This is a genomic window from Mycobacterium sp. Aquia_216 (assembly GCF_026723865.1).
In the GTDB taxonomy this organism is placed as follows: domain Bacteria; phylum Actinomycetota; class Actinomycetes; order Mycobacteriales; family Mycobacteriaceae; genus Mycobacterium.
The window spans coordinates 5,161,879-5,184,075 of record NZ_CP113529.1 but is presented as its reverse complement, the minus strand read 5'-3'; the positions used below and the strand labels follow the sequence as shown (position 1 = coordinate 5,184,075).

The 22,197-nt window shown below is 67.3% G+C and carries 16 protein-coding genes and 1 tRNA gene; 8 read left to right on the top strand and 9 right to left on the bottom strand.

All coding sequences use genetic code 11. The features are described 5' to 3' along the window. Positions 1–34 precede the first annotated feature (34 nt). Together glmU and OK015_RS24145 are read right to left on the bottom strand one after the other, a co-directional pair. The gene (glmU, locus tag OK015_RS24150) at positions 35–1,519 is read right to left on the bottom strand and encodes a bifunctional UDP-N-acetylglucosamine diphosphorylase/glucosamine-1-phosphate N-acetyltransferase GlmU (RefSeq protein WP_268126811.1); all 1,485 of its coding nucleotides are present in this window, start codon (positions 1,517–1,519) and stop codon (positions 35–37) included. A 131-nt stretch (positions 1,520–1,650) separates the two neighbouring features. Next, positions 1,651–1,722 (bottom strand) — tRNA-Gln (locus OK015_RS24145). A gap of 170 nt (positions 1,723–1,892) precedes the next feature. Here OK015_RS24145 and OK015_RS24140 point away from each other — a divergent pair. Next, positions 1,893–2,486, top strand: a complete 594-nt coding sequence (locus OK015_RS24140) for a TetR/AcrR family transcriptional regulator (RefSeq protein ID WP_267735371.1) — start codon at positions 1,893–1,895, stop codon at positions 2,484–2,486. Positions 2,487–2,609: 123 nt separating this feature from the next. Here OK015_RS24140 and lysA read toward each other — a convergent pair whose 3' ends face one another. Next, positions 2,610–3,956 (bottom strand): diaminopimelate decarboxylase, encoded by a 1,347-nt coding sequence (gene lysA / locus OK015_RS24135; protein ID WP_268126808.1) that lies wholly within the window; start codon positions 3,954–3,956, stop codon positions 2,610–2,612. Between the two features lie 118 nt (positions 3,957–4,074). Between lysA and mfd the strand changes: the two genes are divergently transcribed. The 7 genes from mfd (at position 4,075) to OK015_RS24100 (ending at position 13,444) form a co-directional block, all read left to right on the top strand. Beyond that, positions 4,075–7,734: a transcription-repair coupling factor gene (gene mfd / locus OK015_RS24130; protein ID WP_268126807.1), complete on the top strand. Its 3,660-nt coding sequence runs from the start codon at positions 4,075–4,077 to the stop codon at positions 7,732–7,734. Positions 7,735–7,781: 47 nt separating this feature from the next. Beyond that, positions 7,782–8,918, top strand: a complete 1,137-nt coding sequence (locus tag OK015_RS24125) for a nucleoside triphosphate pyrophosphohydrolase (RefSeq protein WP_268126806.1) — start codon at positions 7,782–7,784, stop codon at positions 8,916–8,918. A 268-nt stretch (positions 8,919–9,186) separates the two neighbouring features. Beyond that, on the top strand, positions 9,187–9,918 hold the full coding sequence (locus OK015_RS24120; protein ID WP_268133041.1) for a lytic transglycosylase domain-containing protein: 732 nt from the start codon (positions 9,187–9,189) through the stop codon (positions 9,916–9,918). 89 nt (positions 9,919–10,007) lie between these two features. Continuing rightward, positions 10,008–11,297 (top strand): phosphopyruvate hydratase, encoded by a 1,290-nt coding sequence (gene eno / locus OK015_RS24115; RefSeq protein WP_268126805.1) that lies wholly within the window; start codon positions 10,008–10,010, stop codon positions 11,295–11,297. Between the two features lie 35 nt (positions 11,298–11,332). Continuing rightward, complete coding sequence (locus OK015_RS24110; RefSeq protein ID WP_268126804.1) at positions 11,333–12,025, top strand: FtsB family cell division protein; 693 nt, start codon at positions 11,333–11,335, stop codon at positions 12,023–12,025. Next, positions 12,018–12,509, top strand: coding sequence for a DUF501 domain-containing protein (locus OK015_RS24105; protein WP_268126802.1), 492 nt, complete (start codon positions 12,018–12,020; stop codon positions 12,507–12,509). The genes OK015_RS24110 and OK015_RS24105 overlap by 8 nt, the downstream gene beginning before the upstream one ends. Continuing rightward, entirely contained in the window at positions 12,500–13,444 is a 945-nt protein-coding gene (locus OK015_RS24100; RefSeq protein ID WP_268126800.1) for a Ppx/GppA phosphatase family protein, read from the top strand. The genes OK015_RS24105 and OK015_RS24100 overlap by 10 nt, the downstream gene beginning before the upstream one ends. Positions 13,445–13,713: 269 nt before the next feature. Here OK015_RS24100 and OK015_RS24095 read toward each other — a convergent pair whose 3' ends face one another. From OK015_RS24095 to OK015_RS24070, 6 genes are all read right to left on the bottom strand, one after another. Further along, the gene (locus tag OK015_RS24095; protein ID WP_268126797.1) at positions 13,714–14,394 is read right to left on the bottom strand and encodes a response regulator; all 681 of its coding nucleotides are present in this window, start codon (positions 14,392–14,394) and stop codon (positions 13,714–13,716) included. A 61-nt stretch (positions 14,395–14,455) separates the two neighbouring features. Next, entirely contained in the window at positions 14,456–17,035 is a 2,580-nt protein-coding gene (locus tag OK015_RS24090) for a sensor histidine kinase (RefSeq protein WP_268126795.1), read from the bottom strand. A gap of 12 nt (positions 17,036–17,047) precedes the next feature. Further along, complete coding sequence (locus OK015_RS24085; RefSeq protein ID WP_268126792.1) at positions 17,048–17,974, bottom strand: potassium-transporting ATPase subunit C; 927 nt, start codon at positions 17,972–17,974, stop codon at positions 17,048–17,050. A gap of 13 nt (positions 17,975–17,987) precedes the next feature. Beyond that, complete coding sequence (kdpB, locus tag OK015_RS24080) at positions 17,988–20,120, bottom strand: potassium-transporting ATPase subunit KdpB (RefSeq protein ID WP_442791325.1); 2,133 nt, start codon at positions 20,118–20,120, stop codon at positions 17,988–17,990. Between the two features lie 14 nt (positions 20,121–20,134). Beyond that, on the bottom strand, positions 20,135–21,805 hold the full coding sequence (gene kdpA, locus OK015_RS24075) for a potassium-transporting ATPase subunit KdpA (RefSeq protein ID WP_268126789.1): 1,671 nt from the start codon (positions 21,803–21,805) through the stop codon (positions 20,135–20,137). Next, the gene (locus OK015_RS24070) at positions 21,805–21,894 is read right to left on the bottom strand and encodes a K+-transporting ATPase subunit F (RefSeq protein ID WP_108924426.1); all 90 of its coding nucleotides are present in this window, start codon (positions 21,892–21,894) and stop codon (positions 21,805–21,807) included. The genes kdpA and OK015_RS24070 overlap by 1 nt, the downstream gene beginning before the upstream one ends. Positions 21,895–22,197 lie beyond the last annotated feature (303 nt).

Below are 22,197 nucleotides of genomic sequence, written 5' to 3'. Positions count from 1 at the left end.
ATTGCCGGGTTGCCAGACACCAAATTCATGGTGTCTATTCGGATTCCGGTGATTCCGGCGGCGGGCTGGCTGCTGGAGCTTGCTGGGCGGCCTTGTCCGCGGCTTGCGCGGCGGCACTGCCTGGACGTTTCCGTTGCACCCAGTTCTCGATGTTGCGTTGCGGCCCCGCTGAAACCGCCAGCGCGCCGGGCGGGACGTCGTCACGCAGCACCGTGCCCGCACCGGTGTAGGCCCCGTCGCCGACGGTCACCGGTGCCACGAACATGGTGTCCGAACCGGTGCGGACGTGCGAGCCGACGGTGGTGCGCCGCTTGGTGGTGCCGTCGTAGTTGACGAACACGCTGGACGCGCCGATGTTGCTGTACTCGCCGATGTCGGCGTCGCCGACGTAGGTCAGATGCGGCACCTTGGTGCCGGCCCCGATGTCGGAGTTCTTGACCTCGACGAACGCGCCCAGCTTCCCGCCGGCTCCCAGCACCGTGCCGGGCCGCAGGTAGGTGTACGGGCCGACCGTGGCACCGCCGCCGATCGCCGCCGACTCGCCGTGCGTCCGGATCACGGAGGCGCCGTCGGCGACGGTGACGTCAGTGAGCGTGGTGTCCGGGCCGACGACACAACCGCCGCCGATCTGGGTGCGGCCGAGCAGCTGGGTGCCGGGGTGGATGACGGTGTCGCGGCCGATCGTCACGTCGACGTCGATCCAGGTGGTGGCAGGATCGTCCACGGTCACGCCGGCCAGCTGATGGCCCGCGACGATGCGGCGGTTCAGCTCGGCGCCCAATTCGGCGAGCTGCACGCGGTTGTTGACGCCGGCCACCAGCGCGCTGTCGTCCACGTGCCGCGCATGAACGGTCTGCCCGTCCCCGCGCAAGATGGCGATGACGTCGGTCAGGTAGAGCTCCTGCTGGGCGTTGTTGGAACTCAGCCGGCCCAGCGCCGAGCGCAAAGCGGTGACGTCGAAGGCGTAGACACCGGCATTGACCTCGCCGATCTTGCGCTGTGAGGCGGTCGCATCCGCTTCTTCCACGATCGCCATCACCTCATCGTCCTGGGTACGCAGGATGCGGCCGTAGCCGAAGGGATCGCGCAGGGTGGTGGTCAGTACCGTCGCCGCGGCCGACACCGCGTTGTGGGTCGCGATCAGATCGGCCAGGGTGTCGGAGTCCAGCAGCGGAGTGTCGCCCGAGGTGATCACGACGACGCCGGCATAGTCCTCCGGCAGCGCCGACAGGCCGCAGAGCGCGGCGTGACCGGTGCCCCGGGGCCGGTCCTGCAGCGCGACGTCGATCCGACGTCCGAGCGTGTCGGCGAGTTCGGCGACGATCGGCGCGACGCGCTCGTGCTCATGGCCCAGTACCACGACCAGCCGCTGCGGTGCCATCTTGGCGATCGCGTGCAGGGAATGCGACAACATGCTGCGGCCGGCGAGGGTGTGCAGCACCTTCGGGGTGTCCGAGCGCATCCGGGTGCCGGGCCCGGCCGCTAACACCAGGACCGCTGTGTCACCGCCAAACGACATCGACTCTCCTCGTGCTGTGTCCCACGCGAGGCGGGCCGCCGCAGCGCCGCCACGGCGTCAAGACTGTCATTTCACCTGCACCGGTGGCAAAAATCCCACACCCCGTGCCCTGGTCAGACAAGCACCCGAAGCTCCGTCGCCAGGACTCGAACCTGAACTATCTGAACCAAAATCAGAGGTGCTGCCGATTACACCACGACGGACTGCAGATCACGGGCGGTGGCGGCTAACGCCGACCGCGCCACCAAGACTTTAGACGGTGTGCCGTTCATTGGCGGGCCCCAGGGAAAGTCGGGCATTTTCACCTGCGCAAACCGATACCCTGAGTGACGTGGCAGCCCCGGATAAAGAAGTACGGGCGCCCCGCGCCCGGATGACCGGCAGCGAGCGTCGACACCAACTGATCGGCATCGCGCGCTCGCTGTTCGCCGAGCGCGGTTACGAGGGCGCGTCGATCGAGGAGATCGCGCAGCGCGCGAACGTGTCCAAACCGGTCGTCTACGAGCATTTCGGCGGCAAGGAGGGCCTCTACGCCGTGGTCGTCGACCGCGAGATGTCGGCGCTGCTGGACGGCATCACCTCGTCGTTGACCAACAATCGGTCCCGGGTGCGGGTCGAGCGCGTCGCCTTGGCGCTGCTCACCTACGTCGAGGAACGCACCGATGGCTTCCGGATCATGATCCGCGACTCGCCCGCGTCGATCAGCGCGGGCACCTATTCCAGCCTGCTCAACGACGCCGTCAGCCAGGTCAGTTCGATCCTGGCCGGCGACTTCGCCCGCCGCGGCCTGGATCCGGATCTGGCGCCGCTGTACGCCCAGGCGTTGGTCGGCTCGGTGTCGATGACCGCGCAGTGGTGGCTCGACACCCGGGAGCCCAAGAAGGAAGTCGTCGCCGCGCACCTGGTCAACCTGATGTGGAACGGCCTGACTCATCTGGAATCCGACCCCCGGCTGCAAGACGAATAGGCCCCGACGGGGCGCCGCCCTCTTCGCGAGCGTAACGCCGGTGCGATATTCGGTCTGATTTTTCGCAGCGGCGTTACGCTCGGCGATCTAAGTGGTCGTAGCGTTGGCCCCGAGGGGCCGAATTCAACCGCAATCGCGCGACATCAGGTCCGCGACCGTCTCGCGGCGGACCAGTTGGCGGACCCGACCGTCCTTGACGGCCACCAGCGGCGGCCGGCACACCATGTTGTAGTTCGACGCCATGCTGTGGTGGTACGAGCCGGTGCAGGCCACGGCCAGCAGGTCGCCGGGATGCAGGTCTACCGGCAGCTCGATATCGCGGGCGATCTCGTCGCCCGCCTCACAGTGCCGGCCGGCCACCGTGACCCGCTGCTTGAGTCCCAGCGAATGGCGGTTGGCCAACGTGACCGTGTACTGGGCGCCGTACAACGACACCCGCGGGTTGTCACTCATGCCGCCGTCGACCGCGACGAAGGTTCGCCCACCCGGCTGCGTCTTGACCGAGCACACGCGATACAGCGTCACGCCGGCCCGGCCGCTGATGGCGCGACCGGGTTCGACCACGATCGTGGGGCGCGGGAAATGCTCTGCGGCGCAGGCGTCGTCCAGCGCGTCGTCGATGACGACGGCCAAGTCGTCGATCTCGAGTTCGCGATCGCCCGGCAGGTAGGGGATGCCGTGGCCGCCGCCGATGTTCAGCTCGGCGAGGATGACGCCGTGCCGGGCGCGAATGTCGGCCATCGCGGCGATCATCCGGTGGATCGCCTCGCCGTACAGGGCCGCGTCGGTGACCTGGGAGCCGATGTGGCAATGCAGTCCGACCAGGTCGAGGATCGGGTGCGCCAGCACCCGCTTCACCGCGTCGGCGGCATGGTCCTCGGCAAGGGTGAACCCGAATTTCTGGTCGGTGACGCCGGTGGTGACCGCGCGGTGCCCGTGAATGTCGATGTCCGGGGTGACCCGGATCAGCACCGGCTGGCGCTTGCGCGCGCATCCCGCCAAGTAGGCGATCTCGATGCAGGAATCCAGCACGATACGCCCGACCCCGGCACGCACCGCCTCTTGCAACTCGTCGGGTGATTTCGCGTTGCCGTGCATGATGATCCGGGCCGGGTCTACGCCGCCGGCCATCGCGACGGCCAGCTCACCGGCCGAGCAGACGTCGACGCCCAGGCCTTCTTCCCGGGCCCAGCGCGCCACCGCCGTCGTCAGCAAGGACTTTCCGGCGTAGACGACAGAAACTCCGGGGTCGCGCAGCACCTTGCGGTATCGGCGGGCGCGGTAGCGGAAGTCGGTTTCATCGATGACGTAGGTGGGGGTGTGGAACTCGTCGGCGATGTCCGAAAGGGGTACGCCGCCGATGCACAGGTGACCCTCCTCGTCGGAATGTGTAGTGACAGGCCAGATCGCGGGATCCAGCCGTCGGGGCGCCGCCCGACCAATGGAGGGCAGCATGTCAAGCAATGTCATGCTTTCAAGTTGCGCCCGGCCAGCACCGGATGGCGCGATCCTTACGATCCTTTGACGGCCCCAGGGGCAAAATTGACGATGTTCTGTGATTTTTTTAGGCACCTAGAATGGGTGCATCATGACCTCACCGGGGCCTGCTCGCCCAGAAACCCCGATCGCGGGGCTCGTTGATCTGGCGCTGACCGCGCCGACTTTTGATCAGCTCGCCGAGAACGCGGCTGCTCGGCCCGCCGAAATGAATCTAGTCGGCCCGGCCAGCGCGCGCTTGTTCGTGGCCAGCGCACTGGCGCAACGGGGTTCGCTGCTCGTCGTCACCGCCACCGGGCGCGAAGCCGACGATCTCGCTGCTGAGCTGCGCGGCGTTTTCGGCAGCGCGGTGGCCGTCTTCCCGTCCTGGGAGACCCTGCCGCACGAGCGGCTCTCGCCGGGCGTCGACACCGTGGGCACCCGCTTGATGGTGCTGCGGCGGCTGGCCTACCCCGACGACACTCGCCTGGGCCCGCCGTTGCGAGTAGTGGTGACCGCGGCGCGGTCGCTGCTGCAGCCAATGGCCCCGCGGCTGGGCCACCAGGAGCCGGTCACCCTGCGTATCGGCCAGGAGATCGGCTTCGAGGAAGTGATCGCCCGGTTGGTCGAGCTGGCCTACACCCGGGTCGACATGGTCGGCCGGCGCGGCGAGTTCGCCGTGCGCGGCGGGATCCTCGACATTTTCGCCCCCACCGCCGAACACCCGGTGCGCATCGAGTTCTGGGGCGACGAGGTCACCGAGATGCGGATGTTTTCGGTCGCCGATCAGCGTTCGATCCCCGAGATCGAGGTCGAAACGCTTGTCGCGGTCGCCTGTCGCGAGTTACTGCTGACCGACGACGTGCGGGCGCGGGCCGCCGAGTTGGTCGCCCAACACCCGCCGGGCGAGAACGCGATCACCGGCAGCGTTTCCGACATGCTGGCCAAGCTGGCCGAGGGCATCCCGGTCGACGGGATGGAGGCGTTGCTTCCCGTCCTGAAGCCCGACGACCACGCGCTGCTGGTCGAACAGCTGGCCGAGGGAACACCGGTGCTGCTGTGCGACCCGGAAAAGGTGCGCACCCGGGCCGCCGACCTGATCAAAACCGGCCGCGAGTTCCTCGAGGCGTCCTGGTCGGTGGCCGCGATGGGGACCGACGCTCCCGTCGACGTCGAGCAGCTGGGCGGGTCGGGCTTCGCGGAGCTGGACGACGTGCAGGCCGCCGCGGACCGGTCCGGGCATCCGTGGTGGACGTTGAGCCAGCTGTCCGACGAGTCGGCGGTGGAGCTGGATGTCCGGGCGGCGCCGTCGGCGCGCGGGCATCAGCACGACATCGAGGGCATCTTCGCGATGCTGCGCGCCCATGTCTTGACCGGCGGCTACGGCGTGATCGTGGCGCCGGGCACCGGCACCGCCCACCGTGTCGTGGAGCGGCTGGCCGAGTCCGACACCCCGGCCGCCATGCTGGAATGCGGTGCGGCGCCCAAGGCCGGTGTGGTCGGGGTGCTCAAGGGGCCGTTGCACGGCGGCGTGGTCATCCCCGGCGCCAACCTGGTCGTCATCACCGAAGCCGACCTGACCGGCAGCCGTGCCACCGCCGTGGACGGCAAGCGGCTGGCGGCCAAACGGCGCAACACCGTCGACCCGCTGGCGCTGACGGCCGGCGACCTGGTGGTGCACGATCAGCACGGCATCGGGCGGTTCGTGGAGATGGTCGAGCGCACCGTCGGCGGCGCCCGGCGCGAGTACCTGGTGCTCGAATACGCGTCCAGCAAGCGGGGACAGCAGGCCGACAAGCTCTATGTTCCGATGGATTCGCTGGACCAGCTGTCGCGCTATGTCGGCGGGCAAGCCCCGGCGCTGAGCAAGCTGGGCGGCAGCGACTGGACCAACACCAAGACCAAGGCGCGGCGCGCGGTGCGCGAGATCGCCGGCGAGCTGGTGTCGCTCTACGCCAAGCGGCAGGCCAGCGCGGGGTACGCCTTCGGGCCGGACACGCCGTGGCAGGCCGAGATGGAGGATGCGTTCGGGTTCACCGAAACCGTCGACCAGCTGACCGCGATCACCGAGGTCAAGGCCGATATGGAGAAGCCGATCCCGATGGACCGGGTGATCTGCGGCGACGTCGGCTACGGCAAGACCGAGATCGCGGTGCGGGCGGCGTTCAAGGCGGTGCAGGACGGCAAACAGGTGGCCGTGTTGGTGCCTACCACCCTGCTGGCCGATCAGCATCTGCAGACGTTCAGCGACCGGATGGCTGGCTTCCCGGTGACGGTCAAGGGGCTGTCTCGGTTCACTGACCCGGGCGAGTCCCGCGCCGTGGTCGACGGCCTGGCCGACGGGTCGGTGGACGTGGTGATCGGCACGCACCGGCTGCTGCAGACCGGGGTGCGCTGGAAGGATCTGGGCCTGGTCGTGGTCGACGAGGAGCAGCGGTTCGGCGTCGAGCACAAGGAGCACATCAAGTCCCTGCGCACCCACGTCGACGTGCTGACCATGAGCGCCACCCCTATCCCGCGGACCCTGGAGATGAGCCTGGCCGGGATCCGCGAGATGTCGACGATCCTGACGCCGCCCGAGGAGCGCTACCCGGTGCTGACCTACGTCGGCCCGCAGGAGGAAAAACAGATCGCCGCCGCGCTACGCCGCGAGCTGTTGCGCGATGGGCAGGCCTTCTACGTGCACAACCGGGTCAGTTCGATCGATGCCACCGCCGCCCGGGTGCGCGAGTTGGTGCCCGAGGCACGCGTCGTCGTCGCGCACGGGCAGATGCCAGAGGACCTGCTGGAACGCACCGTAGAGGGGTTCTGGAACCGGGAGCACGACGTCCTGGTGTGCACCACGATCGTGGAGACCGGGCTGGACATCTCCAACGCGAACACGTTGATCGTCGAGCGCGCCGACACCTTCGGACTGTCCCAGCTGCACCAGCTGCGAGGCCGGGTCGGCCGCAGCCGCGAACGCGGCTACGCCTACTTCCTCTATCCACCGCAGGTGCCGCTGACCGAGACGGCCTACGACCGGCTGGCGACCATCGCCCAGAACAACGAATTGGGCGCCGGCATGGCGGTCGCGCTGAAGGACCTCGAAATCCGCGGCGCCGGCAACGTGCTGGGTGTCGAGCAGTCGGGGCACGTGGCCGGGGTCGGCTTCGACCTGTACGTGCGGCTGGTGGGCGAGGCCGTCGAGGCCTACCGGGCGGCCGCCGACGGCCAAACGGTCCTCAGCCCCGAGGAGCCGAAGGATGTGCGCATCGACCTTCCGGTGGACGCGCACCTGCCGCCGGACTACATCGCCAGTGACCGGCTCCGGCTGGAGGGCTATCGGCGCCTGGCCGCCGCGGCCGACGACGCGGGCGTCGACGCCGTCGTCGAGGAGCTCACCGACCGCTACGGGGCACTGCCCGAACCGGCCCAGCGCCTGGTGGCCGTGGCGCGGCTGCGCCTGCTGTGCCGCGCCTCCGGCATCACCGAAGTATCGGCCCCGTCTGCGGCGACGGTGCGGCTGTCGCCGATCACGCTGTTAGATTCTGCCCAGGTGCGGCTCAAGCGGATGTATCCGGCCGCCAACTACCGCGCCACGACGTCCACGGTGCAGGTTCCGATTCCACGAGCCGGCGGTGTGGGCGCGCCGCGGCTCCGCGATGTCGAGTTGGTGCAGATGGTGGCCAACCTGGTGACGGCCCTGCAAGGTAAACCGCAGCAAGAAATTGGTATAACGAGTGCGTCACCGCCGCGCGAGGACGATGCGGGCCGCAAATCGGCCGGCTGAGGAGTCGGGCTATCAGTTTCAGCGATGACGAGGGAGGAACGGCGCAGGTGATAGTCGTCTTGTTCGACCCCCGCCGTCCATCGCTGGTGCCGCTCCAAGCGATCGAGCACCTCACCGGCGAGATCCAATACACCGAGGAGATGCCCGTCGCGGTGCCCTGGTCGCTGTCTTCCGCACGCCCGGTCGACACCGGGGACGACGCGCCCGTGTTGTTGTCCTCGGACCCCGACCACCCGGCGGTGACCGCGCGGTTGGCCGCGGGAGCCCGGTTGATCGCGGCGCCGGACACGCCGCGCGGTGAACGATTGGTCGATGCCGTCGCGATGATGGACAAGCTGCGCACCGCCGGCCCGTGGGAAAGTGAGCAAACCCACGACTCGCTGCGCCGGTTTCTGCTCGAGGAGACCTATGAGCTGTTGGACGCGGTCCGCAGCGGCAACGCCGAGCAACTGCGCGAAGAACTCGGCGACGTGTTGCTGCAGGTGCTGTTTCACGCCCGCATCGCCGAGGAGGCGCGCCAATCCCCGTTCGACATCGACGACGTGGCCGCCACGCTGATGCGAAAGCTCGGCAACCGGGTGCCGGGAGTGCTGGCGGGTCAATCGATTTCACTCGAAGAACAACTGGCCCAATGGGAAGAGCGCAAAGCCGCCGAGAAACCCCGCAATTCGGTGATGGATGACGTCCATACCGGTCAGCCGGCGTTGGCGCTGGCGCAGAAGGTGATTCAACGCGCGCACGCGGCCGGGCTGCCCGCCGACTTGATTCCCGCCGAGATCACCTCGATCTCCGTATCGGCCGACATCGATGCGGAAAGTTTCCTGCGCACAGCGGTTTTGGAGTTTGTGGACACGGTCCGTGCGGTCGAGAAGTCGATCGCGGCAACGCGTCGCGGGGACAGCGTGCCAGAAGAGTTCGATGTGGCTCCGCTGGGCAAGGTCACCGAGGGGGAGTGGCGCGAGCACTGGCCCTCCGCGGTCGACGACGTCGCGCCGGACGAGTCGGACGGTGCCGGCCAGAGCGAGGCGGCCGAGCACGCCGGCGACGAGGACGACGACGACGTCGCGCCGAACGACGAGTCCGAGGCCGGCGATGAGGACGACGCGGGCGAGGCTGATGACGAGCCCGGCGCGGAGTCCAAACGGTCCGGCAAAGGCTCCAAGCGGGGCCGAGACCGGGACTGATCCCGGTTTGGATCGCCCATGCGGATTTGCCCATCAGTGATCGCTGCGATGTTTGCCGTTCGCTTCGTCGAGACGGGTAATGTGCCTTGTGAGTTGGCGAATCCCGGTGGTCGGCATTGTGCGGACTTTGCTAGCCCCGGTAGGTGGCAGCTAATCGATACATTGGCTGAAACCGGGTGCGTCGGCTCGACGCAACCGGCTACGGCGCGAGGTCATGGGACGATAATCAGTGGGTGACGTTGATGTAGGGGAAGTCGAGGGGAACGTGGTGTCGCCGGGGCGTTGGGTGCGCGCGGGCGCCGTGATCGGCGCGACCGCGATGCTTCTGGCCTCCAGCTGTACCTGGCAGCTCAGCCTCTTCATCCCCGCCGGCGTGCCGCCGCCGTTCGGGGATCCGGTGCCGGCGGTGAACACTCATGCCAGTGGCCGGCCCGCGGACCAGCTGCGGGCCTGGGCGCTGCCACGCTCCGCGGCATTGGAGATCCCGGTCATCGCCTTGGAGGCCTACGCGTATGCCGCGCGGGTCGCCGAGGTCGAAAACCCGAAGTGCCATATCGCGTGGACCACGCTGGCGGGCATCGGCCAGGTCGAGAGCCACCACGGCACCTACCGGGGCGCGACGCTGTCGCCGAATGGGGATGTGAATCCGCCCATCAGGGGTGTCCAGTTGGACGGTAGCGGGGGCAACCTGCGCATCGTCGACGCCGCACAAGACAGCACAGACAGTCAGCCCGCGGTCGCGCGCGCGATGGGTCCCATGCAGTTCATTCCGGAGACATGGCGGCTGTACGGGGTCGACGCCCACAACGACGGCCGCCTGTCCCCGGACAACATCGACGACGCGGCGCTGGCGGCGGCGGGTTACTTGTGCTGGCGCGGAAAGGATCTCGCGACACCCCGGGGCTGGGTCACCGCGCTGCGGGCCTACAACAACTCCGGCGTCTACGCGCGGGCCGTCCGGGACTGGGCGACCGCTTATGCGGCGGGTCACCCGTTGTAGCAGGATGAATCGCTGACCCAGGCTTTAGGCTGGGCCTGTTTGAAGGCCGGCCCAGAGCGCGCCATCAGCTACGACGCAAGGAGATCCCAGTGCCGATTATCGAGCAGGTCGGGGCCCGCGAGATCCTCGATTCCCGAGGTAACCCGACCGTCGAGGTCGAGATAGCCCTGATCGATGGAACCTTTGCCCGCGCGGCGGTGCCGTCCGGCGCGTCGACCGGAGAGCACGAGGCCGTGGAGCTCCGCGACGGCGGCGAGCGCTATGGCGGCAAGGGCGTGCAAAGAGCCGTGCAAGCCGTGCTGGACGAGATCGGCCCGGCCGTGATCGGCCTCAACGCCGACGATCAGCGTTTGGTCGATCAGGCGCTGGTGGACCTCGACGGCACCCCCGACAAATCGCGGCTGGGCGGCAACGCGATCCTGGGCGTGTCGCTGGCCGTCGCCAAGGCGGCCGCCGATTCGGCCGGGCTGCCGCTGTTCCGCTACCTCGGCGGGCCGAACGCGCACATCCTGCCGGTGCCGATGCTGAACATCCTCAACGGTGGCGCCCACGCCGACACCGCCGTCGACATCCAGGAGTTCATGGTCGCGCCGATCGGCGCGCCCAGCTTCGTCGAGGCGCTGCGCTGGGGTGCCGAGGTGTACCACTCGCTGAAGTCGGTGCTCAAGAAGCAGGGCCTGAGCACCGGCCTGGGCGACGAGGGCGGCTTCGCCCCCGACGTGGCCGGAACCACCGCGGCGCTGGACCTGATCGGCTCGGCCATCGAGTCGGCCGGGTTCAAGCTCGGCACCGACGTGGCTCTGGCCCTGGACGCGGCGGCCACCGAGTTCTACACCGACGGCACCGGGTACAGCTTCGAGGGCTCCACCCGGACCGCCGGGCAGATGACGGAGTTCTACGCCAAACTGCTCGACTCCTACCCGCTGGTGTCCATCGAAGACCCGCTGTCCGAAGACGATTGGCAGGGCTGGGCGGATCTGACTTCCGCCATCGGTGACCGCGTGCAAATCGTGGGCGACGACATCTTCGTCACGAATCCCGAGCGGCTCGAGGAGGGGATCGAAAAGGGTGTCGCCAACGCGCTGCTGGTCAAGGTGAACCAAATCGGCACGCTGACCGAGACACTCGACGCCGTCGCCCTGGCCCACCACAGCGGGTACCGCACGATGATGAGCCACCGCAGCGGCGAGACCGAGGACACCACGATCGCCGACCTGGCGGTCGCCGTCGGCAGCGGACAGATCAAGACCGGCGCGCCCGCCCGCAGCGAGCGAGTCGCCAAATACAACCAGCTGCTGCGCATCGAGGAAGCGCTCGGCGACGCGGCCCGCTACGCCGGCGACCTGGCTTTCCCGCGCTACGCACTGGACGTGAAATAGCGTGACGGTCAACGAGAAACACGGGTAGATCGCGGATGCCCGACGCGAAACGGCCAGATCCGAAGCGGCGCTCCCCGGCATCGCGCCCGGGGAAGGCCGGCGACTCGGTTCGGCGCGGTCGGGCTGCCAAACCTTCGTCCAAGCCGTCGTCGCGCACGTCGAAGCTCGCACAGAACGCCGCCGCTGCCCGGTCGACGGCCGAGCACATCGTCGAACCCATCAAGCGGCAGATCGCCGAGTCCGTCGAGCAACGCTCCGAGCAGCGGCTGGGTTTCACCGCCCGGCGTGCCGCGGTGCTGGCCGCGGTGGTCTGCGTGCTGACGTTGACCATCGCGGGCCCGGTGCGCACCTATTTCGCGCAGCGCACCGAGATGGCCCAGTTGACGGCCAGTGAAGCCGCATTGCGCCGTCAGATCGCCGACCTCGAACAGAAGAAGGTCAAGCTCGGCGACCCGGCCTACATCGCGGCGCAGGCCCGCGAGCGCCTGGGGTTTGTGATGCCCGGGGACACGCCGTTCCAAGTCCAGCTTCCGGCGGCCGCGGCGGTGTCCCCGCCGCCGGGCGCTGAGACGGCGAAGCCGACGGACAACGCGCCGTGGTACTCCTCGCTGTGGCACACCATCGCCGACGCCCCGCACCTACCCCCGGCCGGCCCGGCGCCCGCGCCGGCCGAGCCCGCACAGCCCGCGGCGCCCGAATCACCGAAACCCACGACTCCCGGTGGTTGATCGTGCCGACCTGGAAGCGGTGGCACGCCAACTCGGTCGCGAGCCCCGCGGTGTGCTGGAGATCGTCTACCGGTGCCCCAACGGCGAGCCCGGCGTGGTGAAGACCGCGCCGAAACTTCCTGACGGCACCCCGTTTCCGACCTTGTATTACCTGACACATCCGGCGCTCACCGCGGCGGCGAGCAGGCTGGAGACGACGGGACTGATGCGGGATATGACCGAGCGACTGGGCACGGACCCCGAGTTGGCTGCCGCCTACCGGCGGGCCCACGAGTCGTATCTGGCCGAGCGCGACGCGATCGAACCGCTCGGGACCACCTTCTCGGGCGGCGGCATGCCGGACCGGGTCAAGTGCCTGCACGTGCTGATCGCGCATTCGCTGGCCAAGGGACCCGGAGTCAATCCGCTCGGCGACGAGGCGGTGGCGCTCCTTGCCGCCGAACCGGCCGTGGCCGCGGCGCTGGATGGTGAGTTGTGGCGCTGAGGGCAGCCGGTGTCGACTGCGGCACCAACTCCATCCGGTTGCTGATCGCCGACGTTTCGGACGGGCAGCTGCACGATGTGCATCGTGAGACGCGGATCGTGCGCTTGGGCCAGGGCGTCGATGCCACGGGTCAGTTTGCGCCGGAGGCGATCGAGCGGACCAGAGCCGCGCTCGTCGATTACGCGGACCTGATGAGAGCCCATGGCGTTGAGCGGGTTCGGATGGTTGCCACCTCGGCCGCCCGGGACGTCACCAACCGCGACGTCTTCTTCGCGATGACGGCCGACGTGCTGGGCAGGGTGCTACCCGGCGCGGTTGCCGAGGTGATTACCGGTGCCGAAGAGGCCGGGCTGTCGTTCCGCGGCGCGGTGGGGGAATTAGACGGCAGCAGTGGGCCTTTCGTCGTCGTCGACCTGGGCGGCGGCTCGACCGAGATTGTGCTGGGCGCAGATGCGGTGGCGGCGAGCTACTCGGCCGACATCGGCTGCGTCCGCCTGACCGAACGCTGCTTGCACTCCGACCCGCCGACGCGCGAGGAGGTGGGCGCGGCGCGTCAGTTCGTGCGCGATCGGCTCGAGCCTGCATTGCGGACCGTGCCCGTCGAGGAGGCCCGGACCTGGGTCGGATTGGCCGGCACGATGACCACGCTGTCCGCGCTGGCGCACAACATGACGACGTATGACGCTGAGGCCATTCATCTTTCACGGGTCGCCGGCGATGATCTGTTGTCGGTGTGCGAACGGCTGATCGGCATGACACGATCCCAGCGTGCGGCGCTGCCCCCGATGCACGAAGGCCGGGCCGATGTGATCGGTGGCGGCGCGATCGTGGTCGAGGAGTTGGCGCGTGAGTTGCGCGCCCGGGCGGGTATCGACGAACTCGTCGTCAGCGAGCACGACATCCTCGACGGCATCGTGCTGTCGATCGCGCAGTAGCACCCAACTGCTCAGCAAGCTTTGGGTGCCCGCGCGTTCGCCGGTTGCCGTATGTTCCGAGCGCCGGACGGCAAATCGGTCCCGCTACCTGGTCTACCACGACGGTGCGGCCCTAACTGTCGCTCGGAGGCGGGCGAAAAGTGGTCCGCCTTCCGGAGGCCGTTGCTGCGGCTGAGGACGCGACAGCCGGCGGTCCGTACTCGAGTGTGTACGTTCGCCGCCGTGGACGCACACTCGACGTCCTGGACGCACACTCGAGGCCGTGGAGCTCAGGCCTCGAACCGGTAGCCCATCCCCGACTCTGTCAACAGGTGCTTGGGATGCGACGGGTCGTCTTCGAGTTTGCGCCGCAGCTGCGCGAGATACACACGCAGATAATGAGTTTCGGTGGCATATGCCGGACCCCACACCTCTTTGAGCAGCTCCTCGCGGCCGACCAGCTTGCCGCGATTGCGCACCAGTACCTCGAGCATGCCCCATTCGGTCGGGGTGAGGTGGACTTCGGTGCCGTTCTTGGTGACCTTCTTGGCGGACAGGTCGACAGTGAAGGCGTCGGTTTCGATCACCGGCTCGTCGGTTTCGGAGGCTGCGGCATTGCGGCGGACCGCGGCCCGCAGGCGAGCCAGAAACTCGTCCATCCCAAACGGTTTCGTGACGTAGTCGTCGGCCCCGGCGTCCAGCGCCTCGACCTTGTCGGAGGAATCGGTGCGCGCGGATAACACGATCACCGGTGCGGTCAGCCACCCGCGCAGACCGGCGAGTACCTCGATACCCGAGATGTCGGGCAGACCGAGATCGAGGATCACCACATCGGGTTTGTGCTCCGCTGCGGCGCGCAGGGCGCCGGAACCGGTTGCCGCGGTGACTACCTCGTAGCCGCGCACCGACAGATTGATGCGCAGCGCGCGCAGGATGTGCGGCTCGTCGTCGATCACCAATACTCGGGTCATCGGCGCCGCTCCTCTCCTCCGCGAGCGGGAGGTGCCCCCACTGCATCGTCGCCGGTGCGGGTCATTGGACACCAATCGGTTGCGGCGGTGCGGCCAACTCTACGACGACGGTGAGTCCACCCCCGGGCGTGTCGCCGGCCTGGATGCTGCCTCCCATGGCTTCCACGAAGCCGTGTGCTACCGACATCCCCAGCCCCACACCGGTGGTGTTGTCGTGATCGCCCAGCCGCTGAAACGGTTCGAAGATCTGACCGTCGGTTCCGTGCGGGACTCCCGGGCCTTCGTCGATGACGTTGATCAGCACCCGGTCGCCGACCCGCCCCGCGTTGACCCTGACCACGCAGTTGGGTGCATAGCGCAGCGCGTTGTCGATCAGGTTGGCGAGAACCCGCTCCAGGAGCCCGGCGTCGGCCATCGCCACGGTGCCACCCACGTCAACCTTGACGCGGTCGATCGCGGATCGGTAGAAGCCGGTGGCGCCCTTGCCGATACTGACCAGCGCGCGTTGCACCGTTTCCTCCAGATAAACCCGCTGCAGATCCGGGCGGACCACGCCGGCGGCCAGACGCGAGGAATCGAGCAGGTTTCCGACCAGCGCGGTCAGCTGGTCGATCGACTCCTCGATGGTGGCCAGTAATTCCGCGGTGTCCTCGGGGGAGAACGCGACATCTTCGGCTCGCAAACTGGATACCGCGACCTTGGCCGCCGCCAGCGGTGTACGCAGGTCATGGCTGACCGCCGAGAGCAGCGAGCGGCGCAGTTCGTCGGCCCGCCCGATGGCTTCGGCCCGGCTGGCTTCCTCGGCCAGTTCGCCCTGCCGGATCAGGCCCGCGGCCTGCTTGGCGACCGCGGTGAGTACTCGACGATCGCGAGCGGACAGCTTCCGGCCCGCCATCAGCATCCAGAACTCGTCGTCGCCGACCTCGATCGCGGTGTCAGCGGAATCGACCGTCACACAAGGATCTTTGCCCACGCAGGCGACGATGTAGCTCTTCCTGCCGGCGGCGCGGTCGTCCTGGTCGGGTTCGCGCAGCACGCTCACCGCGCGCTGCGAGTAGGTCTCGCGCACCCGTTCGAGCAGCGTGTCGAGATCGGCGCCGCGCAGCACCGATCCCGCGAACAGCGTCAGCAATTCCGCCTCTTGGGAGGCCAGCCGGGCCTCCCGGGCACGTTTGGCCGCGAAGTCGACGAGCACCGCGACAGCGACCGCGATCAGCAACAGCACCAACTCGGTGATGGCGCTGCTGGGTTCGGCGATCGTGAAGCTGTGCCGCGGAGCGATCAGGTAGTAGTTCAGCAGCAGCCCGGACAGCACGGCCGAAAGAGCCGCCGGGGCGACACCTCCCAGCAGACCTACGACCAGGACCCCGACGAAGAACAGCGCGCTCTTCCCGCCGGTGTCCAGATACCGGTCGAGCATCGTCACCGTGACCGCGCAGATCACCGACGGGACGATGAAGGCCGCCAGCCAAGAAGCGGTGCGTCGCTCGCGGGGCGCCAGCGACGCGATGTGAAAGCCGCGTTTGGATTCCTCGTGCGTGACGATGTGCACGTCGATCTTGCCGGAGCGTTGCACGATGGTCGGGCCGATACCCTCCTCGAATATCCGCGACCACCGAGACCGGCGCGAGCTGCCGATCACCAACTGGGTGGCATTGATCTCGCGGGCGAAATCCAGTAGCGCCGTGGGCACATCGTCGCCGACCACGGTGTGCACCGAAGCGTCCAGGCTGTTTGCCAGTTCACGGACCTTGTTCATCCGGGTTTCCGACAGGCCGGCCAGCCCGTCGCCCCGGATCACGTGTACAACCATCAGCTCGGCGCTGGACTTCGACGCGATCCGGGATGCTCGCCGTACCAACGTCTCCGATTCCGGGCCGCCGGTGACGGCGACCGCGACTCGCTCGCGTGCTTCCCACATGTCGGTGATCTTGTTATCCGCGCGGTATTTGGCCAGCGCGGTGTCCACCTGGTCGGCCAGCCACAGCAGCGCCAATTCCCTTAGCGCAGTGAGGTTTCCGCGGCGGAAGTAATTCGACAGCGCAGCATCTACTCGTTCGGGAGCGTAGACATTTCCATGGGATAGCCGGCGCCGCAGTGCTTCCGGCGTGATGTCGATGAGCTCGACCTGTGCGGCCTCGCGCACGATCGAATCCGGCATCGTCTCCTTCTGCTCGATCCCGGTGATCTGCGCGACGACGTCGTTGAGACTTTCCAGGTGCTGGATGTTGACCGTGGAGATCACGGTGATCCCGGCGTCGAGCAGCTCCTCGACGTCTTGCCACCGTTTCTGGTTCTTGCTGCCCGGCGTATTGGTGTGGGCGAGTTCGTCGACCAGAACCACTTGCGGATGGCGCGCCAGCACGGCCGGCACGTCGAGTTCGGGAAAGCTTCCGCCGCGGTATTCGAGGTAGCGCGGCGGGATGATCTCGATGCCTTCCATCATCTCCGCGGTTTTCCGGCGCCCATGGGTCTCCACCACGGCGGCCACCAGATCGGTGCCGCGTTCCAAGCGCCGGTGGGCTTCGCCGAGCATCGCGTAGGTCTTGCCGACGCCCGGAGCCGCGCCGAGGTAGATGCGTAGCTCCCCGCGCTTGGGATGATGGTCCCCGTGGCTGACGTCGCTCACGTCAACCATCATCCCCCCGCGTCACTAGCTCGTGGCCGGAAACCGGTGGTCGAGTTCGGCGTTCAGTTGCGCGACATTGACCGTCGGCTCGCCGAAGAATCCCAGCGCGCGCCCATCGCGGAACTGGGCGAGGACCGCGCGGATCTGGTCCGGGCTGACGTGCCGGGCCTTGGCCACCCGGGCGACCTGAATGTCGGCGTAGGCCGGTGAGATGTGCGGATCCAGGCCGCTGCCGCTGGCGGTGACCGCGTCGGCAGGCACCTGCGGGTTATCCGGGGCGGCGCCGCGAATGGGCACGATCTGCCCGCTCGAGTAGTCGTCGCCGAACTTCGCGCACTCGACTCGAACGCCTTCGTAGAGGTCCAGGAAGGGCTGCTTGGTCGTCGCGCACGGCTCGTTGACACTGATCACCTGGGTCGGGTGGACGACGTAGCCGCGCGAATCGCGGGGGCCGATCACCGACAGTACGGCCCCGACCCCGCCGCCGGTGCAGAACGGGCGGGATCCGTTGACGCCCTCGAGTTGTCCGATCGACGCACTGCGGGTGCACACCTGGGTCAACAGGCTGGGCTTGAACCCGGCATCGGAGGCGCTGGCGCCGGAAGCCAGCTTGGCCGGATCGCCCGGTGTGTCGACAATGCTCTCGGGGCCAAGGTTGCTGCCACCGCTCGCCGTCGGGTCATACCCGTTGCTGCCCGCGGCCGAGGGACGGCTCTGGAAGTACTTCGGCAACGGGTTGCCGCTAGCGTCGGTGAACGACTGCCCGATGATCTTGCTGCCGATGGGTTTCCCCCCGGCGGTCAGGATCGAGCCCTCCGCCTTGTCGTGCAGTCCCGGGATGAAGGCAATCAGCCAAATCAGCAGGGGGTAGCCGAAACCCAGGATCACGGTGAAGACGAGCAGCGCGCGCAGCGCGGCCCAGTGTTGGCGAAGCGTGTTGACTAACTTCATTTCACGTCCATTTCTAGCCGATTCCAGGAAGCAGTTGGACCAGCAGGTCGATGAGCTTGATCCCGACGAACGGGGCGATGATGCCCCCCAAGCCGTAGATGTAGAGGTTGCGGCTGAGCAGTTTCGACGCACGGCTGGGCGTGTACCGAACGCCGCGCAGCGCCAACGGAATCAGGGCGATGATGACGACGGCGTTGAAGATGACCGCGGACAGGATCGCCGATTGCGGGCTGTGCAGCCGCATCACGTTGATCAGGTCCAGGCCGGGGAAGATCGCCACGAACATCGCCGGGATGATCGCGAAATATTTGGCGATGTCGTTGGCGATGGAGAACGTGGTCAGCGCGCCGCGGGTGATCAGCAATTGCTTGCCGATCTCCACGATCTCGATGAGCTTGGTCGGATCGGAATCCAGATCGACCATGTTGCCGGCCTCTTTGGCCGCCGACGTGCCGGTGTTCATCGCCACGCCGACGTCGGCCTGAGCCAGTGCCGGCGCGTCGTTGGTTCCGTCACCGGTCATGGCCACCAGGCGCCCGCCCTGCTGCTCCTTCTTGATCAGCATCATCTTGTCTTCGGGGGTGGCCTCGGCGAGGAAGTCGTCCACCCCTGCCTCGTCGGCAATTGCCTTGGCGGTCAACGGATTATCGCCGGTGATCATCACCGTGCGGATACCCATCAGGCGCATCGCGTCGAACCGTTCGCGCATGCCCTGTTTCACCACGTCTTTGAGGTGAATGACGCCCAGCACTTCGGCATGCCCGTCGGTGATCTGTCCGACAACGAGCGGCGTTCCACCCGCCGCCGAGATGCCATCGACGATCTCGCCGAGTTCGGGCGGGACGCTGCCGCCGTGACTGCGGACCCACTCTGAGACCGAGCTGGCCGCGCCCTTGCGCAGTTGCCGTCCGTCGACGTCGACACCCGACATCCGCGTCGTCGCGGTGAATTCCACCCAGCTGGCGTGCGCCAGCTCTCCGGGTGTCCGGGCGCGCAGCCCATACGCCTCTTTGGCGTACACGACGATGGAGCGGCCCTCGGGCGTCTCGTCGGCGAGGCTCGACAGTTGCGCGGCGTCGGCCAGGTCCGCATTGGTCACCCCGGTCACCGGAATGAATTCCGACGCTTGACGATTCCCGAGCGTGATCGTTCCGGTCTTGTCCAGCAACAGGGTGTTGACGTCACCGGCGGCTTCGACCGCGCGGCCCGACATGGCCAGCACGTTGCGTTGCACCAGTCGGTCCATGCCCGCGATGCCGATCGCGGACAGCAGCGCGCCGATGGTGGTCGGAATCAGGCACACTAGCAGTGCCACCAGGACGATGCCACTGATGCCGTCCGAGCTCAGCGCCGAGGTGTCCGGCACGCCGGGGTTGTTCACCTTGGAGTAGATCGCGAGCGGCTGCAGCGTCGCCACCGCGAACACGAAGATGATGGTCAGCGCGGCCAGCAGGATGTTCAGCGCGATCTCGTTGGGCGTCTTCTGCCGGTTTGCGCCCTCGACGAGTGCGATCATCCGATCCACGAAGCTTTCGCCCGGTTTCTGGGTGATCTTGACCACGATGCGGTCGGAGAGCACGGTGGTGCCACCGGTCACCGCTGAGCGGTCGCCGCCGGACTCCCGGATCACCGGCGCCGATTCACCGGTGATGGCCGACTCGTCAACCGAGGCAATGCCTTCCACAACATCACCGTCACCGGGAATGACCTGACCGGCGATGACCACCACGACGTCGCCCTGCTGCAGTAGCGGCGCCGCGATCTCCTCGAACGTCCCTTCCGCGCCGGGCTTCCAATCCTTGAAGCGGTGGGCGACGGTGTCGGCTTTGGACTTGCGCAGCGCATCGGCCTGTGCCTTGCCACGCCCTTCGGCAACGGCCTCGGCGAGGTTCGCGAAAAGCACTGTCAGCCAGAGCCAGAACACGGTGAGCCAACTGAACCAGCTGCTCTCGCCGATCGCCAGCACCGTCGACCAGACGGCGCCGATCTCGACGATGAACATCACCGGGTTGCGCCACAGGGTGCGCGGATCAAGCTTGCGCAACGCGTCCGGCAGTGCCTTCAGCAGGAGGGCGGGGTCGAGCAACCCGCCTTGCAGCTTTTCGCCGGGTGCGTGGGCGGTATGCCGGCGGACGTGTGAATCCAAGGTAGTGGTCACTTTCAGTGAATCCCTTCGGCGAGTGGCCCGAGCGCGAGCGCGGGCAGGAAGGTGAGGGCTACCAGAATGACCGTCACACCCACTACAAGTCCCACGAACTGAGGCTTATGGGTGGGCAGCGTGCCACTCGACTCCGGTGTCATGCCCTGGCTTGCCAGCGAACCGGCAAGCGCGAGAACCAGAATCATCGGCAGGAATCGGCCGAAGACCATCGCCAGTCCCAAAGCGGTGTTCCACCAGACCGTGTTGGCCGAGAGGCCGGCGAAGGCCGAACCGTTGTTGTTGGCCGCCGACGTGAACGCGTACAGCACCTCGGACAGGCCGTGCGGGCCCGTGTTGGCCATGCCGGCGCGCTCGCCCGGCAGCGCCATCGCGGTCGCCGTGCCGAGCAGCACGATGAGCGGGGTGATCAGGAAATAACCTGAGGCCAGCTTCATCTCGCGCGGATTGATCTTCTTGCCGAGGTATTCCGGTGTCCGGCCGACCATCAAGCCGGCGACGAACACCGTGATCACCGCGAGAATCAAGATGCCGTACAGACCCGAGCCGGTACCGCCGGGTGCGACCTCACCGAGCTGCATGTTGAACATCGTCATCATGCCGCCCAGGCTGGTGTACGAGTCGTGGGTGGAATCGATTGCGCCCGTTGAGGTCAGCGTCGTCGCGTCGGCGAAGACCGCGGAGTCGGCGACACCGAAGCGCTGCTCGACCCCTTCGGACGCGGCGCCCACCGCCGAGGGCACGGTGCCGTGGTGCTGCAACTGGAACAGCATCATGAAACTCACGCTGAGCACGGCCAGGATGCTGACGATCGCGACGATCGCGTAGCCCTGCTTCTTACTGTTCACCATGCGGCCGAACGTGCGCGGCAGCGAGAAGCCGATGACCAGAAGGAGGAAGATCTCGATCCAGTTGGTCCACGCGGTCGCGTTCTCGAACGGGTGCGCCGAGTTGGCGTTGTAGAAGCCACCGCCGTTGGTGCCCAACAACTTGATCGCTTCTTGGCTGGCGACCGGACCACCGGGCAGGGTCTGCGGGGTGCCGGCCAGCGTCGTGACGACCTGGTCGTTGAGGTGGAAGTTCTGGACGACGCCCCCGGCCACCAGCAGCAGTGCGCCGATGATCGAGATCGGCAACAGGATGCGCAGCGTGCCGCGGGTCAGGTCCACCCAGAAGTTGCCCAGTTCGTTGGTGCGGTGACGGGCGAATCCGCGGACCAGCGCGACCGCGACCGCCATGCCCACCGCGGCGGACACGAAGTTCTGTACCGCCAGACCGGCCATCTGCACCAGATGGCCCATTGTCGACTCGCCGGCGTAGGCCTGCCAGTTGGTGTTTGTGACGAAGCTGATCGAGGTGTTCCACGCCAGCGCCGGTGTCATCGTCGTGCCCCGGTCGTGCAGATGCAGCGGCAGCTTGTCCTGCACCAGCTGCAAGACGAACAGGAACACGACGCTGACCGCCGAAAAGGCCAGCACGCTACGGGCATACGTTTTCCACGTCTGCTCCGAGTCCGGGTTGGCGCCGATCAATCGGTAAACGAATTTTTCGGTGCGCGAATGCTTTTGAGCACTGTAGACCCGATACATGTAGTCGCCCAGTGGTACATGGACGACTGCCAGCGCGACAATCATCAGGGCGAGGAACATCACACCCGCCGCGGTGCCGCTCATCAGAACCGCTCCGGAAACATCAGGGCAGCACCGAGTAACAGTGCAATCAGGACGGACAGAATGAGGCCCACCGTGTTGGCGGTGCTCACGATCCCAGCCTCAGCGTGAGGCCGAGCGCGGCGAACACTGCCACAGTCAGCAGGAGGTAAATCACCACAGACATTTTTTGTCTCTCGTTTGACGACCGAATTGATGCTGGTCGTTCTGGGGCAACAGTAACTTGACCTCGGGTGAGGAGGACAGGTTTGAGGCTAGGCCCGATCGCGGTCCACGACGTTCGCCCTTAACGTTTTCTTTACGACTTGACCGCCACTTTTGCGGTCTTCCTGACCTTTGCCGGCCTCGTCTGTGTCGCGTGTCTCACCAACCCCGGTTTGCACCGGGATGGGCGC

Excerpts from the sequence above, each read along its gene's own strand:
- OK015_RS24110 (WP_268126804.1), top strand. The coding sequence starts at position 11,333 with ATGCCCGACGCGAAACGGCCAGATCCGAAGCGGCGCTCCCCGGCATCG.
- glmU (WP_268126811.1), bottom strand. The coding sequence starts at position 1,519 with ATGTCGTTTGGCGGTGACACAGCGGTCCTGGTGTTAGCGGCCGGGCCC.
- lysA (WP_268126808.1), bottom strand. The coding sequence starts at position 3,956 with ATGACATTGCTTGACATGCTGCCCTCCATTGGTCGGGCGGCGCCCCGA.
- OK015_RS24140 (WP_267735371.1), top strand. The coding sequence starts at position 1,893 with ATGACCGGCAGCGAGCGTCGACACCAACTGATCGGCATCGCGCGCTCG.
- kdpA (WP_268126789.1), bottom strand. The coding sequence starts at position 21,805 with ATGAGCGGCACCGCGGCGGGTGTGATGTTCCTCGCCCTGATGATTGTC.
- OK015_RS24090 (WP_268126795.1), bottom strand. The coding sequence starts at position 17,035 with ATGATGGTTGACGTGAGCGACGTCAGCCACGGGGACCATCATCCCAAG.
- OK015_RS24085 (WP_268126792.1), bottom strand. The coding sequence starts at position 17,974 with ATGAAGTTAGTCAACACGCTTCGCCAACACTGGGCCGCGCTGCGCGCG.
- mfd (WP_268126807.1), top strand. The coding sequence starts at position 4,075 with ATGACCTCACCGGGGCCTGCTCGCCCAGAAACCCCGATCGCGGGGCTC.
- OK015_RS24095 (WP_268126797.1), bottom strand. The coding sequence starts at position 14,394 with ATGACCCGAGTATTGGTGATCGACGACGAGCCGCACATCCTGCGCGCG.